14 protein-coding genes are annotated in these 12685 nt (G+C 67.8%); 6 read left to right on the plus strand and 8 right to left on the minus strand.

Annotation, left to right across the window (positions count from 1 at the left end; all coding sequences use genetic code 11):
- Window positions 1-12: 12 nt before the first annotated feature.
- The 3 genes from rpmA to proB all read left to right on the plus strand — a co-directional run bounded on the left by rpmA (window position 13) and on the right by proB (window position 2650).
- Entirely contained in the window at window positions 13-273 is a 261-nt protein-coding gene (rpmA, locus tag G369_RS0123760; protein WP_019656544.1) for a 50S ribosomal protein L27, read from the plus strand.
- 71 nt (window positions 274-344) lie between these two features.
- Window positions 345-1421: an Obg family GTPase CgtA gene (gene cgtA / locus G369_RS0123765; protein ID WP_019656545.1), complete on the plus strand. Its 1077-nt coding sequence runs from the start codon at window positions 345-347 to the stop codon at window positions 1419-1421.
- An 89-nt stretch (window positions 1422-1510) separates the two neighbouring features.
- Window positions 1511-2650 (plus strand): glutamate 5-kinase, encoded by a 1140-nt coding sequence (gene proB / locus G369_RS0123770; protein ID WP_019656546.1) that lies wholly within the window; start codon window positions 1511-1513, stop codon window positions 2648-2650.
- A gap of 62 nt (window positions 2651-2712) precedes the next feature.
- On the opposite strand, the gene G369_RS0123775 is transcribed toward proB, so the two are convergent.
- Together G369_RS0123775 and G369_RS0123780 are read right to left on the minus strand one after the other, a co-directional pair.
- The gene (locus G369_RS0123775; RefSeq protein ID WP_019656547.1) at window positions 2713-3309 is read right to left on the minus strand and encodes a CNP1-like family protein; all 597 of its coding nucleotides are present in this window, start codon (window positions 3307-3309) and stop codon (window positions 2713-2715) included.
- Window positions 3254-3925 (minus strand): RNA pyrophosphohydrolase, encoded by a 672-nt coding sequence (locus G369_RS0123780; RefSeq protein WP_019656548.1) that lies wholly within the window; start codon window positions 3923-3925, stop codon window positions 3254-3256. Before G369_RS0123780 ends, G369_RS0123775 begins: the two co-directional genes overlap by 56 nt.
- Before the next feature lie 145 nt (window positions 3926-4070).
- Between G369_RS0123780 and G369_RS0123785 the strand changes: the two genes are divergently transcribed.
- On the plus strand, window positions 4071-5816 hold the full coding sequence (locus G369_RS0123785) for a proline--tRNA ligase (RefSeq protein ID WP_019656549.1): 1746 nt from the start codon (window positions 4071-4073) through the stop codon (window positions 5814-5816).
- The gene (locus G369_RS36225) at window positions 5813-6520 is read left to right on the plus strand and encodes a lytic transglycosylase domain-containing protein (RefSeq protein ID WP_019656550.1); all 708 of its coding nucleotides are present in this window, start codon (window positions 5813-5815) and stop codon (window positions 6518-6520) included. The genes G369_RS0123785 and G369_RS36225 overlap by 4 nt, the downstream gene beginning before the upstream one ends.
- Before the next feature lie 27 nt (window positions 6521-6547).
- Here the strand turns inward: G369_RS36225 and paeA are convergent, their stop codons facing one another.
- The 6 genes from paeA to hemA form a co-directional block, all read right to left on the minus strand.
- Complete coding sequence (paeA, locus tag G369_RS0123795) at window positions 6548-7858, minus strand: polyamine export protein PaeA (RefSeq protein WP_019656551.1); 1311 nt, start codon at window positions 7856-7858, stop codon at window positions 6548-6550.
- A gap of 141 nt (window positions 7859-7999) precedes the next feature.
- Window positions 8000-8521 (minus strand): cupin domain-containing protein, encoded by a 522-nt coding sequence (locus G369_RS0123800; RefSeq protein ID WP_019656552.1) that lies wholly within the window; start codon window positions 8519-8521, stop codon window positions 8000-8002.
- 17 nt (window positions 8522-8538) lie between these two features.
- A complete protein-coding gene (gene grxD, locus G369_RS0123805; protein WP_019656553.1) occupies window positions 8539-8865 on the minus strand; it encodes a Grx4 family monothiol glutaredoxin in 327 nt (108 codons plus the stop codon).
- A gap of 29 nt (window positions 8866-8894) precedes the next feature.
- Window positions 8895-9749 (minus strand): peptide chain release factor N(5)-glutamine methyltransferase, encoded by an 855-nt coding sequence (gene prmC, locus G369_RS0123810; RefSeq protein ID WP_019656554.1) that lies wholly within the window; start codon window positions 9747-9749, stop codon window positions 8895-8897.
- The gene (gene prfA / locus G369_RS0123815; protein WP_019656555.1) at window positions 9746-10834 is read right to left on the minus strand and encodes a peptide chain release factor 1; all 1089 of its coding nucleotides are present in this window, start codon (window positions 10832-10834) and stop codon (window positions 9746-9748) included. Before prfA ends, prmC begins: the two co-directional genes overlap by 4 nt.
- 183 nt (window positions 10835-11017) lie before the next feature.
- Window positions 11018-12289, minus strand: coding sequence for a glutamyl-tRNA reductase (gene hemA / locus G369_RS0123820; protein WP_026346577.1), 1272 nt, complete (start codon window positions 12287-12289; stop codon window positions 11018-11020).
- A 112-nt stretch (window positions 12290-12401) separates the two neighbouring features.
- Between hemA and G369_RS0123825 the strand changes: the two genes are divergently transcribed.
- Window positions 12402-12680 carry a hypothetical protein gene (locus tag G369_RS0123825; protein ID WP_019656557.1) on the plus strand — a complete coding sequence of 93 codons (279 nt, stop codon included), beginning with the start codon at window positions 12402-12404 and terminating at the stop codon, window positions 12678-12680.
- The last annotated feature ends 5 nt before the right edge of the window (window positions 12681-12685 follow it).

Genomic DNA, 12685 nt, shown 5'->3' on the forward strand with positions numbered 1-12685 from the left:
GGAGCAGATTCCATGGCACAGAAAAAAGGCGGCGGCTCAACGCGAAACGGGCGCGATTCCAAGCCCAAGATGCTCGGCGTGAAGGCTTTCGGCGGCGAACTGATCAGCGCAGGCTCGATCATCGTGCGTCAGCGTGGCACTCAGTTCCACCCCGGCGTGAACGTCGGCGTGGGCAAGGACCACACGCTGTTCGCCCTGGTCGACGGCCACGTGTCGTTTGCTACCAAGGGTGCGCTGAACAAGCACACGGTCAACGTGACTCCCGCGGCTTAAGCCCCGAGTCAGACCGACCATCCCGAGGCCCCGCATTGCCGGGGCTTCTTCATTTGTAAACTAGGTTTCCCATGAAGTTCGTCGACGAAGCCTTCATCGACGTCGCCGCTGGCGACGGCGGGAACGGCTGCGTGTCGTTCCGTCATGAGAAGTACAAGGAATTCGGCGGCCCCAACGGTGGCGACGGTGGCCGTGGCGGTCACGTGTTCGCGGTGGCCGATTCCAACCTCAACACCCTGGTCGATTTTCGCTATTCGCGCCGCCACGAGGCCAAGCGCGGCGAGCATGGCATGGGCTCCGACATGTTCGGAGCCGCCGGCGACGACATCACGCTGAAGATGCCGGTCGGAACGATCATTTCCGACGCGGAAACCGGCGAAGTGCTGTTCGAGCTGCTGAAGGAGGGCGAGGTCATCACCATCGCCAAGGGCGGCGACGGCGGCTTCGGCAACATGCGCTTCAAGAGCGCGATCAACCGCGCCCCGCGCCAGAAGACTCCGGGCTGGCCCGGCGAGAAGCGCAGCCTCAAGCTCGAACTCAAGGTGCTTGCCGATGTGGGTCTGCTCGGCATGCCGAATGCCGGCAAGTCGACGCTGATCAGCGCCATTTCGAACGCCCGTCCGCGCATCGCGGACTACCCCTTCACCACGCTGCACCCGAACCTGGGTGTCGTGCGCGTCGGCCCCGAGCAGAGCTTCGTCGTGGCGGACCTGCCCGGCCTGATCGAGGGCGCATCCGAAGGCGCCGGCCTCGGCCATCTGTTCCTGCGGCACCTGCAGCGCACGCGCCTGCTGCTGCACGTCGTCGACATGGCGCCCTTCGACGACAGCGTCGATCCGGTGGCGCAGGCCAAGGCCATCGTGGGCGAACTGAAGAAATACGACGCCGATCTCTACGAGAAGCCCCGCTGGCTCGTGCTGAACAAGCTCGACATGGTGCCCGCCGACGAGCGCGCGGCGCGCATTAAGGACTTCGTGAAGCGCCTGCGCTTCAAGGGCCCGGTGTTCGAGATCTCGGCGCTCACGCGCGAGGGCTGCGAGCATCTGGTGCAGGCCATCTACCAGCAGGTCAAGGCAGAGCAGGTGGCGGAGCACCAGACGGTCGAGGTCGACCCGCGTTTCGCGCCCCTGCCTCCCGAAGGCTCCTGAGCGGCATCCGCCGCAGCATCGACGGCCGGTCCTGCCGGCCGCAACACAGCCAACCCAGCAGCATCCAAAGACCTCCACTCCCTCCCAAGATGACCTCGAACTCCGGATCCACTGCCTTGCGGGATGCCCGCCGTATCGTCGTCAAGGTGGGCTCCAGCCTCGTGACCAACGAGGGGCGCGGTCTCGACGAGGCCGCCATCGGCGAGTGGTGCCGGCAGCTGGCCGCGCTGGTGCGCGATGGGCGCGAGGTGGTGATGGTGTCGAGCGGCGCCATTGCCGAAGGCATGAAGCGCCTCGGCTGGCGCACCCGGCCGCATGAAATCAACGAGCTCCAGGCCGCGGCCGCGGTCGGCCAGATGGGCCTGGCCCAGATGTACGAGACCAAGCTGCGCGAGAACGAGATCGGCAGCGCCCAGGTGCTGTTGACGCACGCCGACCTGGCGGATCGCGAACGCTATCTCAACGCCCGCTCGACATTGGTCACGCTGCTCAAGCTGGGCGTGGTGCCGGTCATCAACGAGAACGACACGGTCGTCAACGACGAGATCAAGTTCGGGGACAACGACACGCTCGGCGCCCTCGTGGCCAACCTGGTCGAAGCCGATGCGCTGGTCATCCTGACCGACCAGAAGGGCCTGTACACGGCCGATCCGCGCAAGGACCCGGACGCGAAGTTCGTGCACGAGGCCGCCGCCGGCGACCCGGCGCTCGAGGCGATGGCCGGGGGCGCGGGCTCCAGCATCGGCAAGGGCGGCATGATCACCAAGATCCTCGCGGCCAAGCGCGCGGCAGGCTCGGGCGCCTCCACGGTCATCGCCTGGGGCCGCGAAGCCGACGCACTGCTGCGACTGGCGAAGGGCGAATCCATCGGTACGCTGCTGGTGGCGCAGACCGCCAAGCACCAGGCCCGCAAGCGCTGGATGGCCGACCATCTGCAGCTGCGCGGCTCCGTCGTGGTCGATGCGGGCGCAGCCGCCAAAGTGCGCGCCGAGGGCAAGAGCCTGCTGCCGATCGGCATGACCGGCGTCTCGGGCGAGTTCTCGCGCGGCGACGTGATCGCGGTGCGCGACGCCGACGGCGTCGAGCTGGCCCGGGGTCTTGCCAACTACTCGAGCGTGGAAGCGCGGCTGCTGTGCCGCAAGCCTTCGTCCGAATTCGAGCGCCTTCTGGGCTATGTGGCGGAGCCGGAGATGGTCCACCGCGACAACATGGTGCTGATGCCGGGCTGAGAGGCCCCAGAAACGAAAACGGGGCCCATGGGCCCCGTTTCTTCATCTTTCGGCGCGGACGCCTACTGCACTTCGCGCACCGGATTGCGGAGGTTCTGGACCATGTCGCCCACCGACGCACGCGGCGCGTTGCCGCGGCACAGGGCCTGGTTGGCCAGCTTGCGGGTGTAGCTGGAGTTCATGTCGCTCAGGCGCTTCCACTCCGGCTTCGCCACGTCCTGCCAGGTCCCGCTGTTGTAGCGGGCGTAGCTCTTCATCTCGGCCGTGGAGCAGCGGATGCCTTCGTAGAAGGCATTGGTCGCGCCGCCGCTGCGGTTCTGGGCCACTACCACGTAGCGGACGATGCCGTCGCCGGTGATGGCGATCGTCTGCGGATCGATGCCGAACTTCAGGCTCATGTAGGGCGGCATTTCGATCGGCAGCAGGCGGCTTTCGCTGAAGGCCGGCGGGGGCGGGGTGGCCGTTTCTTCCCACTCCTTGTCCGTCTCGTATCGCTTGGGCGGGGGCGGCAGGCCTGCCTGTGCCCAGTCGGGGTTGTCGGTGTCGTGCGGACCCGAGGCGCACCCGGCGAGGATGCCGAAGCAGGCCAGCAGGAGAACGCGCTCAGCGCTGCGTCGGAAGGGGCGGGGGTGCCTTGTTGTCTTGGACAGGAGGTTCATTGCTCGCGGAAGGAATGTCGGGATGCGGATCGAAGCTGCCGCCGGGCGGCAGATCGAGTCCGGGCGGCGCCCCGGCGTCCGGCGAGTGGCGCTCGAATTCTCGGGCGCGCACGTTGCTGCGCAGGAAGCGGTTGCGGAAGTCCTGCCTCGGCAGGTAGCGAGCGAGCTCGGTGAGCGCCATCTCGTAGACGCCGCGCTTGAACTCGACGACCACGTCGAGCGGCACCCAGTAGTCGTGCCAGCGCCAGGCGTCGAATTCGGGATGGTCGGTTGCACGCAGGTTGAGATCCCAGTCGTGGCCGACGAGTTGCAGCAGGTACCAGATTTGTTTCTGGCCTTTGTAGTGGCCCCGTGCGTCACGGCGAATGAACCGATCCGGCACCTCGTAGCGCAACCAGTCGCGGGTACGGGCCACGATGCGCACGTGCTCCGGGTGGAGCCCCACTTCCTCGTGCAGTTCCCGGTACATGGCCTGCTCGGGACTTTCGCCGCGGTCGATGCCGCCTTGCGGAAACTGCCAGGAGTGAGTACGTATGCGTTTGCCCCAGAAAACCTGGTTTCTCTGGTTGAGCAGGATGATGCCGACGTTGGGCCTGAAGCCGTCCCGGTCGAGCATAATCAAACCCCAATTTTTGAACTGAGTCGATTATGCATGCCGGGTTGCCCTCGGCAAGCTGCCGATGCCAGGCTCTCAGGGTCTCTCCGGGGAGCAGTTCCCCACTTCCGAACCTCGAATCCAGCGAACCCTCACCGCAATCCCGATGAAAGCTTCCCGTTTTTTCGTCTCCACCCTCAAGGAAGCGCCCGCTGACGCCGAAGTGGCGAGCCACCGTCTCATGATGCGGGCCGGCATGATCAAGAAGCTCGGCACGGGCATCTACACCTACATGCCCATGGGGCTGCGCGTGATCCGCAAGGTGGAAGCCATCGTCCGCGAGGAGATGAACCGCGCCGGCGCCGTCGAGATGACCATGCCCGTGGTGCAGCCCGCCGAGCTCTGGCAGGAGACCGGCCGGTTCGACAAGATGGGCCCCGAGCTGCTGCGCATCAAGGACCGCCACGACCGCGACTACGTGGTCCAGCCGACCAGCGAGGAAGTGGTGACCGACATCGCCCGCCAGGAGATCCGCAGCTACAAGCAGCTGCCGAAGAACTTCTACCAGATCCAGACCAAGTTCCGCGATGAACGACGTCCGCGCTTCGGCCTCATGCGCGGGCGCGAGTTCATCATGAAGGACGCCTACAGCTTCGACCGCGACCTCGACGCCGCCAAGGCGAGCTACCAGGTCATGGCGCAGGCCTATCGCAACATCTTCGACCGCTTCGGCCTGCGCTATCGCGCCGTGGCGGCCGACAGCGGCGCCATCGGCGGTGACCTGAGCGAGGAGTTCCAGGTGATCGCCGCCACCGGCGAGGACGCCATCGTCTACTGCCCCGACAGCGACTACGCCGCCAACATGGAGAAGGCCGAGGCGCTGGCCCCGGCCGGTCCGCGCCCCGCCGCCGCCAAGGCGCTCGAGAAGACGCCGACCCCGGGCAAGAGCACCTGCGCCGACGTGGCCGAGCTGCTCGGCGTGCCGCTTTCCACCACCATCAAGTCGCTGGTGCTTGCCACCGACGTCGTCGACGAGGCCGGCGACATCAAGGGTTCGCAGGTCTGGCTGCTGCTGCTGCGCGGCGACCACGACATGAACGAGATCAAGGTCGGCAAGCTGCCCGGCCTCAACCAGGGCTTCCGCTTCGCGACGCTGGCCGAGATCGAGGACCACTTCGGCTGCAAGCCCGGCTACCTGGGTCCGCTGAACCTGAAGAAGCCCGTGAAGCTGGTGGCCGACCGCGAAGCCGCCGTGATGGCCGACTGGATCACCGGCGCCAACGAAGTCGACTTCCACATGACGGGCGTCAACTGGGGCCGCGACCTGCCCGAGCCCGATCTGGTGGCCGACATCCGCAACGTCGTGGCCGGCGACCCGTCGCCCGACGGCAAGGGCGTGCTGGCCATCGAGCGCGGCATCGAGGTGGGCCACGTGTTCGTGCTGGGCACCAAGTACAGCAAGGACATGAACGCCACCTACCTCGACGAAGCCGGCAAGCCGCAGCTTCTGGAGATGGGCTGCTACGGCATCGGCATCACCCGCCTGCCGGCGGCCGCCATCGAACAGAACCACGACGAGCGCGGCATCATCTGGCCGGACGCGATCGCGCCCTTCACCGTGGTGGTCTGCCCGATCGGCATGGACCGCAGTGCCGAGGTCAAGGCGGCTGCCGAGGCGCTCTATGAAGAGTTGCTGGCCAAGGGCGTCGACGTTCTGCTCGACGACCGCGGCGAGCGCCCCGGCGCTATGTTCGCCGACTGGGAGCTGATCGGTGTGCCGCACCGCGTCGTCATCTCCGACCGCGGCCTCAAGGAAGGCCAGCTCGAATACCAGCATCGCCGCGACACCGCGGCCACGAAGGTGCCGGCTGCCGGCATCGCCGAGTTCATCGTCGGCAAGCTCGCCCAATGAGCCTGGAGGGCGGCCTCTCGCGACGCCAGTGCCTGGGCGGCGCCGTGACCGCAGGCGCCCTCACGATGCTGTCGCTGCCGCGGGCCGCCATGGCCGGCGCGCAGATCGAGGAGCCGCTGATCGACTCGGTGCGCACCGCGCTGAGTTCGGCCATCCACAACAAGGCGCCGCCGGTGCCGGAATTCGCGAACACCGAGGCCCGGCTGGCCTACCTGCGCTGGCTCGGGGAGATGAGCGGGCGCCTGTCGAGGAAGGTGGCCGATGCGCCCACGCGCATCGAGTTCCTGCAGACGGTCTGGTACGAGGCCAAGCGGTCGGGGCTCGAGGTGAGCCTGGTGCTGGGGCTGATTCAGGTCGAGAGCAACTTCCGCAAGTTCGCGGTGTCGAGTGCCGGCGCGCGCGGCTACATGCAGGTGATGCCGTTCTGGACACGCGTGATCGGCGATGGCGACCCGGCCAAGCTCTTCCACATGCAGACCAACCTGCGCTTCGGCTGCGTCATTCTTCGCCACTACCTGGACCGGGAGAGCGGCGACCTGTTCATGACGCTGGGGCGCTACAACGGCAGCCGCGGCAAGTCGCCGTATCCGAACGCGGTTTTCTCCAACCAGCGGCTGTGGGCGTTCAACGAGAAGGAACGCGAGAAGGAACGGCTGCAACAGCAGCAACAACAACAGCAGCAGCGCGACCGCTCGCCGGCCTGAGGCGTCGCCGCCTCCGCGCTCTCCTGCTCAGTTCGCCGGCGCCTTCGCGATGCCGGAACCCTTGGTGACCATCACCTGGTCGATGCGGTAGCTGTCGACGTCCATCACCTCGAAGGTGTAGCCGCCCCAGCTCACGTTGTCGGTCCGCTTGGGCACGCGGCGCAGCATCACCATCAGGAAGCCGGCCAGCGTCTCGTATTCCTCGGCGTGCGGCATCTCGTCGATGTGCAGCGCGCGCTGCACATCCTGGATGGGCGTGACGCCGTCGATGAGCCATGAGTTCTCGTCGCGCTGGACGATCTGCTCCTCGTCGGGCGTGGACACCAGGTCGCCCATCACCGTGCTCATCACGTCGTTGAGCGTGATCACGCCCACCACCAGGCTGTATTCGTTCACGATGATCGCGAAGTCCTCGTGCGCCTGCTGGAACTGCTCCAGCACCTCGGTGAGCGAGAGCCGGTCGGGAATGACCAGCGCCTTGTGCAGCGGCAGCCCCTGGTCGAAGGCCAGCGGCTGGCCGCTGAGCACGCGCTGGAACATGTCCTTGGCGTCGACGTAGCCCAGAACGTGGTCGATGTCGCCGTCGCACACCGGGTATGCCGAGAAGGGCTCGGCGATGATGCGCGCGCGCAGCACCGATTCGGGGTCGTCGTGCAGGAACCAGGTGATGTTGTCGCGCACGGTCATCACGCTGCTGACCAGCCGCGTGTCGAGCTCGAACACATTGGCGATCACCTGCTGCTCGCGCGCCGCGAGCACGCCCGCCTGCGCGCCGGCCTCGGTCATCGCGAGGATGTCGGCCGATGTGATCTTGTCGTCGCGCGCCAGTGGCATGCCCAGCAGCTTGAACAGCAGGTCGGTGCAGCGCGTGAAGAACCACACCAGCGGCTTGAAGGTGGTGATCAGGAGCAGCATCGGCCCCACCATGCGCACCGCCAGCCGTTCGGGGTTGCTCATGCCCAGCCGCTTGGGGAACAGGTCGGCGAACACCAGGAACACCGCGATGATGATCACGAACGAGCACAGGAAGGCCGCGCTGGCCGATGCCTCGGGACTGAGCCACCGCTCGAAGACGACAGCGAAGTACGGGCTCAGCGAGCCTTCGCCGACCACGCCGCCGAGGATCGCCACCGCGTTCAGCCCGATCTGCACCACGGTGAAGTAGTGGCCCGGCTGCTCCTGCACGCGAAGCACCTTCTCCGCCCGGGGATCGCCCTCGTCGGCCATCTGGCGCAGGCGCAGCCGGCGCGAGGCGGCCAGCGTGATTTCGGCGAGGGAGAAGAAGGCGCTCAGCGCGATCAGCAACGCGATGATGAGCAGGCTTTGGGTGAGGGTCATGGTGGAAGGTCGAAGATCGCCATGGTGCCATGACTGGAGAGCATTCCAGCGAGGCCGCGGAACCGGCTCTGCCGGGCGGCCGATGTGCCACTGGAAGCGGGAGGTGGGGCGGCGCGAAGTGCGCGCAGCCTGCAGGCAGGACTATGTTCCGCCGTGCGGGTGCGTCGGGTCGATCCAGAGCACCGATTCGGGCCTTTCAACGGGCTCGATGTCGAGGTTGACCGCCACCGCCTCGCCGTCGCTGCGGCACAGCACGCATTCGAGCGTCTCGGTCGCGCTGGCGTTGATCTCCTGGTGCGGCACGTAGGGCGGCACGTAGATGAAGTCGCCCGGTCCGGCCTCTGCCGTGAATTCGAGCTTCTCGCCCCATCGCATGCGCGCTCGGCCCCGCACCACGTAGATCACCGATTCGAGGTGCCCGTGATGATGGGCGCCGGTCTTCGCGTCGGCGTGGATGGTCACGGTGCCGGCCCAGAGCTTGCGGGCGCCCACGCGGGCGAAGTTGATGGCGGCGGCCCGGTTCATGCCGGGCGTCTGGGCGGTGTTCGTGTCGAGCTGGCCGGCCGGGATCACGCGCACGCCGTCGTGCTTCCAGGCCGGGGCGGCACTGTCGTTGCCGCTGTCTTCATGGGAATGGTCGTGATCCGCGTGATCGTGGCTCATGACCGTTCCCTCGGGCTTCAGGCGCTGGCGCCGTTCACCACCTGCTGCAGCTCTCCCGACTCGTACATCTCCATCATGATGTCCGAGCCGCCGATGAACTCGCCCTTCACGTACAGCTGCGGGATCGTGGGCCAGTTGCTGTATTCCTTGATGCCCTGGCGGATGCTGTCGTCCTCGAGCACGTTGACGGTCTTGAGCGTCTTCGTGTCGACGCCGACCGCCTTCAGGATCTGGATCGCGCGGCCCGAGAAGCCGCACATCGGAAAGCTGGCGTTGCCCTTCATGAAGAGCACGAGGTCGTTGGTCTTGACGAGGTCGTCGATGCGTTGCTGGGCGTCGGACATGGGGACTCCTGAAAAATGGGCTGAGGGGATTATTTCACCGTGCGCCAGATTCCGCCGGAGCAGCGCTGGATGCCGGCAAGGTCGTCGCGGCTTTGGACTTCGGCGAAGCCGCGCGCGGCGAGCAGGCCGCGCACGGCCGCGGCCTGGTCGTGGCCGTGTTCCAGCAGCAGCCAGCCGCCCTCGGCGAGGTGGCCGGGGGCGTCCTGCACGATGCGGCGGATGTCGTCGAGGCCGTCCGCGCCCGAAACCAGGGCGCAAGAGGGCTCGTGGCGCAGGGCGGGCAGGTGCGGGTCGCCGGCGGCGATGTACGGCGGATTGCTGGCGATGACCGTGTAGCCCGTGCCGGCGCCGTCCAGCCAGTCGGCCTGGGCGAAGCGCACGGGCAGGCAGAGCCGGCCGGCGTTGGCCCGGGCGACGGCCAGCGCGTCGGCGCTGGCATCGACCGCATCGACCTGCGCGTCGGGCCGGGCGTGCTGCAGTGCGAGGGCGATCGCGCCGCTGCCGGTGCCGAGGTCGAGCACGCGCGGCGCAGCCTGGCCCTCGAGGCACTGCAGCGCCCATTCGACCAGCGTTTCCGTGTCGGGACGCGGCACCAGCACGCGGGCGTCGACCTGCAGGGCGAGTCCATGAAATTCTTTTTCACCCAGCAGGTACGCGACAGGCTCTCCGGCCCGGCGGCGCGAGAGCTGCGCGGCCAGCGCGGACCACGCGGCATCGGGCATCGCGTCGGTGTCGTGCGCCAGCAGCCAGGCGCGGTCGTGTGGCGCGCGGCCCAGGGCGTGCAGCAGCAGCAGCTGGGCATCGAGCCGATCCACGCCGAGGGCGATGGATGCGGCCAGCGCCTGCGCCACGGTGGCCGGCTTCGGGTCTTCCACTGCGCTCATGCCGGCAGGCTCGATTCCAGCTCGGCCAACTGCTCGGCTTCGCGTGCGGCGCGAAGGGCGTCCAGCACGTCGCCGAGGTCGCCTTCCATGATGGCGGTCAGCTTGTAGAGCGTGAGGTTGATGCGGTGGTCGGTGAGCCGGCCCTGCGGGAAGTTGTAGGTGCGGATTCGGTCGGAACGGTCGCCGCTGCCGATCAGGCCCTTGCGCATGGCGGCGTCCTTGGCGGCGCGCTCGCTGCGTTCCTTCTCCTGGATGCGCGCCGACAGCACCTGCAGCGCCTTCGCCTTGTTGCGGTGCTGGCTGCGGTCGTCCTGGCACTCGGCCACGATGCCGGTCGGGATGTGCGTGATGCGCACGGCCGAATCGGTCTTGTTGATGTGCTGGCCGCCGGCGCCGCTCGCGCGGTAGGTGTCGATGCGCAGGTCGGCCGGGTTGATCTGCACCGCGACGGTCTCGTCGGGCTCGGCCAGCACGGCGACCGTGCAGGCGCTGGTGTGGATGCGGCCCTGCGTCTCGGTGGCCGGCACGCGCTGCACGCGGTGGCCGCCCGATTCGAAGCGCAGCCGTCCGAACACGTCGTCGCCCACGATGCGCACCACCACTTCCTTGTAGCCGCCGAGCTCGCTCTCGCTCTCGCTCACGATCTCGCAGCGCCAGCCGGCGCGGTCGCAGTAGCGCGTGTACATGCGCAGCAGGTCGCCCGCGAACAGGGCCGACTCGTCGCCGCCCGTGCCCGCGCGGATTTCGAGGAAGGCGTTGCGCGCGTCGTCCGGGTCCTTGGGCAGCAGCAGGCGCTGGAGTTCTTCCTCGAGCTGCACCAGCTCGGCCTCGGCACCGGCGATCTCCTCCTTCGCCATCTCGGCCATGTCGGGGTCGTCGAGCATCTCCCTGGCAGCGGCGATGTCGGACTCGCGCTGCCTGTAGCGCTCGTAGCGGCCCGCGACCTGCGTGACCTCGGCGTGCTCGCGCGAGATGGTGCGGTATTGGGCCATGTCGCTCATGATGTCTTCGCGCGAGAGCAGGAAGTCGAGCTCGCCCAGGCGTTGGGCATAGCGTTCGAGTTGGTGGCGGAGGAAAGGCTTCACGTGGATGGGGTACTGGAAAACTGGGAGCGGGAACCGAACGCAGGGGGCGCGAAGGTTTCGCAGAAAACGCAGAAGGGAGAGAAGTTCTTTTCTCGAAGGTTTCTTTTGCGTTCTTCGCGAAACCTTCGCGCCCTCTGCGTCCGGACGTCCGCATTCAGCGGGCCGGAACGCAAGCCAGCGTCGCTAACGCTCTTTGCGCAGGAACAGGCGCGAGATCGTCTGCGCCGTCTGCTCGCGCGAGGCGGCATCGCCCGCATGCAGCTCGGCCATCGCGCCGTGCATCATCTTCTGGGTGAGGCCGCGCGACATCGCTTCGAGCACCGCCTCGATCGGCTCGCCCTTGGCCAGCAGCTTGCGCGCACGCGCCATCTCGGCGGCACGCCACTCGTCGGCCTGCGCGTTGAGCTGCTGGATCAGCGGCACCGTGCCGCGCTGGCCCAGCCAGTGCATGAAGTTCTGCACGCCGGCGTCGATGATCACCTCGGCCTGCGCCACCGCGGCCTGGCGGTTGGCCTGGCCCTGCTGCACCACCTGGGCGAGGTCGTCGACGGTGTAGAGATAGATGTCTTCCAGCGCCTTCACCTCGGGCTCGATATCGCGCGGCACGGCCAGGTCGACCATGAACATCGGGCGGTGCTTGCGGGCCTTGAGTGCGCGTTCGACGGCGCCCAGGCCGATGATCGGCAGCGTGCTGGCGGTGCAGCTCACGACGATGTCGAACTCGGCCAGCCGCGAGGGCAGGTCGGCCAGGCGCATCGCCTCGCCGCCGAAGCGCGAGGCCAGCTTCTCGCCGCGCTCCAGCGTGCGGTTGGCGATGGCGATCGACTTGGGCTCCTTGGCCGCGAAGTGCGTGGCCGCGAGGTCGATCATCTCGCCCGCGCCGACGAACAGCACGCGGGTCTTGCGCAGGTCTTCGAAGAGCTGGCCGGCCAGCCGCACCGCGGCGGCGGCCATGCTGATGGAGTGGGCGCCGATCTCGGTGGCGGTGCGCACTTCCTTGGCCACCGCGAAGGAGCGCTGGAACAGCTGGTTCAGCGTGCTGCCGAGGGCGCCGGCCGTCTCGGCGGCGCGCACGGCGTCCTTCATCTGGCCGAGGATCTGGGCTTCGCCCAGCACCATCGAGTCGAGCCCGCTGGCCACGCGGAAGGCATGGCGCGCGGCTTCGCCGTCGTGCAGGGTGTAGGCGTGCGAGCGCAGCAGGGCGGGGGCCACGCCGCCGCTCTGGGCCAGCCAGCCGAAGGTGTGGTCGAGCGCGGCGTGTTCCGAGGCGCAGTAGATCTCGGTGCGGTTGCAGGTGGAGATGATTGCGGCCTCGACCTGGGGATGGCGGCCGGAGGCGAAGGAACTGCGGAGGCTCTGCAGCGTGGGGGCGATCTGGTCGAGCGCGAACGCGAAACGACCGCGCAGATCGAGCGGCGCGGTCGTGTGGTTCAACCCGAGGGCCCAGACTGACATGCCCATGATTATAAAATCAGCAGCCTTGCGGGGCTTGACGAGGGACAAATGGCTTTCCCTATGACAGCCATAACCCCAGCCGAATGTTCCTGCCCCCGCGCCACCCCTCCCGATGGACCTGCCGGCCCTTCTCGACCACCTTCTCAACTTCGTCGCTCCTGCCGCCTTCATGGCGCTGGTGCTGGCCTTTGTCGGGCGTTTCCTCGGCGGCCGGCGCGACGGCGCCCCGCGCTGGTGGGTGCAGTGGGCGCTGACCTTCGCGGCCGGCGTGGCGGTGCTGGCGGCCGGGCTGGCCGTGTTCGGGCGCGACGGGGCGATGGCGACCTATGCCGCGCTCGTCGTGGTCTGCGGCACGGTCCAGTGGCTGGCGATGCGCGGCTGGCGCCGTTGAAGGGG

Origin of the sequence: Variovorax atrisoli 110B (assembly GCF_000382045.1) — a bacterium.
Classification (GTDB): Bacteria; Pseudomonadota; Gammaproteobacteria; order Burkholderiales; family Burkholderiaceae_C; genus Variovorax; species Variovorax atrisoli.

Excerpts from the sequence above, each read along its gene's own strand:
- G369_RS0123780 (WP_019656548.1), bottom strand. The coding sequence starts at position 3,925 with ATGCTCGACCGGGACGGCTTCAGGCCCAACGTCGGCATCATCCTGCTC.
- G369_RS0123785 (WP_019656549.1), top strand. The coding sequence starts at position 4,071 with ATGAAAGCTTCCCGTTTTTTCGTCTCCACCCTCAAGGAAGCGCCCGCT.
- G369_RS0123775 (WP_019656547.1), bottom strand. The coding sequence starts at position 3,309 with ATGAACCTCCTGTCCAAGACAACAAGGCACCCCCGCCCCTTCCGACGC.
- hemA (WP_026346577.1), bottom strand. The coding sequence starts at position 12,289 with ATGTCAGTCTGGGCCCTCGGGTTGAACCACACGACCGCGCCGCTCGAT.
- prmC (WP_019656554.1), bottom strand. The coding sequence starts at position 9,749 with ATGAGCGCAGTGGAAGACCCGAAGCCGGCCACCGTGGCGCAGGCGCTG.
- cgtA (WP_019656545.1), top strand. The coding sequence starts at position 345 with ATGAAGTTCGTCGACGAAGCCTTCATCGACGTCGCCGCTGGCGACGGC.
- paeA (WP_019656551.1), bottom strand. The coding sequence starts at position 7,858 with ATGACCCTCACCCAAAGCCTGCTCATCATCGCGTTGCTGATCGCGCTG.
- G369_RS0123800 (WP_019656552.1), bottom strand. The coding sequence starts at position 8,521 with ATGAGCCACGATCACGCGGATCACGACCATTCCCATGAAGACAGCGGC.
- rpmA (WP_019656544.1), top strand. The coding sequence starts at position 13 with ATGGCACAGAAAAAAGGCGGCGGCTCAACGCGAAACGGGCGCGATTCC.
- grxD (WP_019656553.1), bottom strand. The coding sequence starts at position 8,865 with ATGTCCGACGCCCAGCAACGCATCGACGACCTCGTCAAGACCAACGAC.
- G369_RS0123825 (WP_019656557.1), top strand. The coding sequence starts at position 12,402 with ATGGACCTGCCGGCCCTTCTCGACCACCTTCTCAACTTCGTCGCTCCT.
- G369_RS36225 (WP_019656550.1), top strand. The coding sequence starts at position 5,813 with ATGAGCCTGGAGGGCGGCCTCTCGCGACGCCAGTGCCTGGGCGGCGCC.
- proB (WP_019656546.1), top strand. The coding sequence starts at position 1,511 with ATGACCTCGAACTCCGGATCCACTGCCTTGCGGGATGCCCGCCGTATC.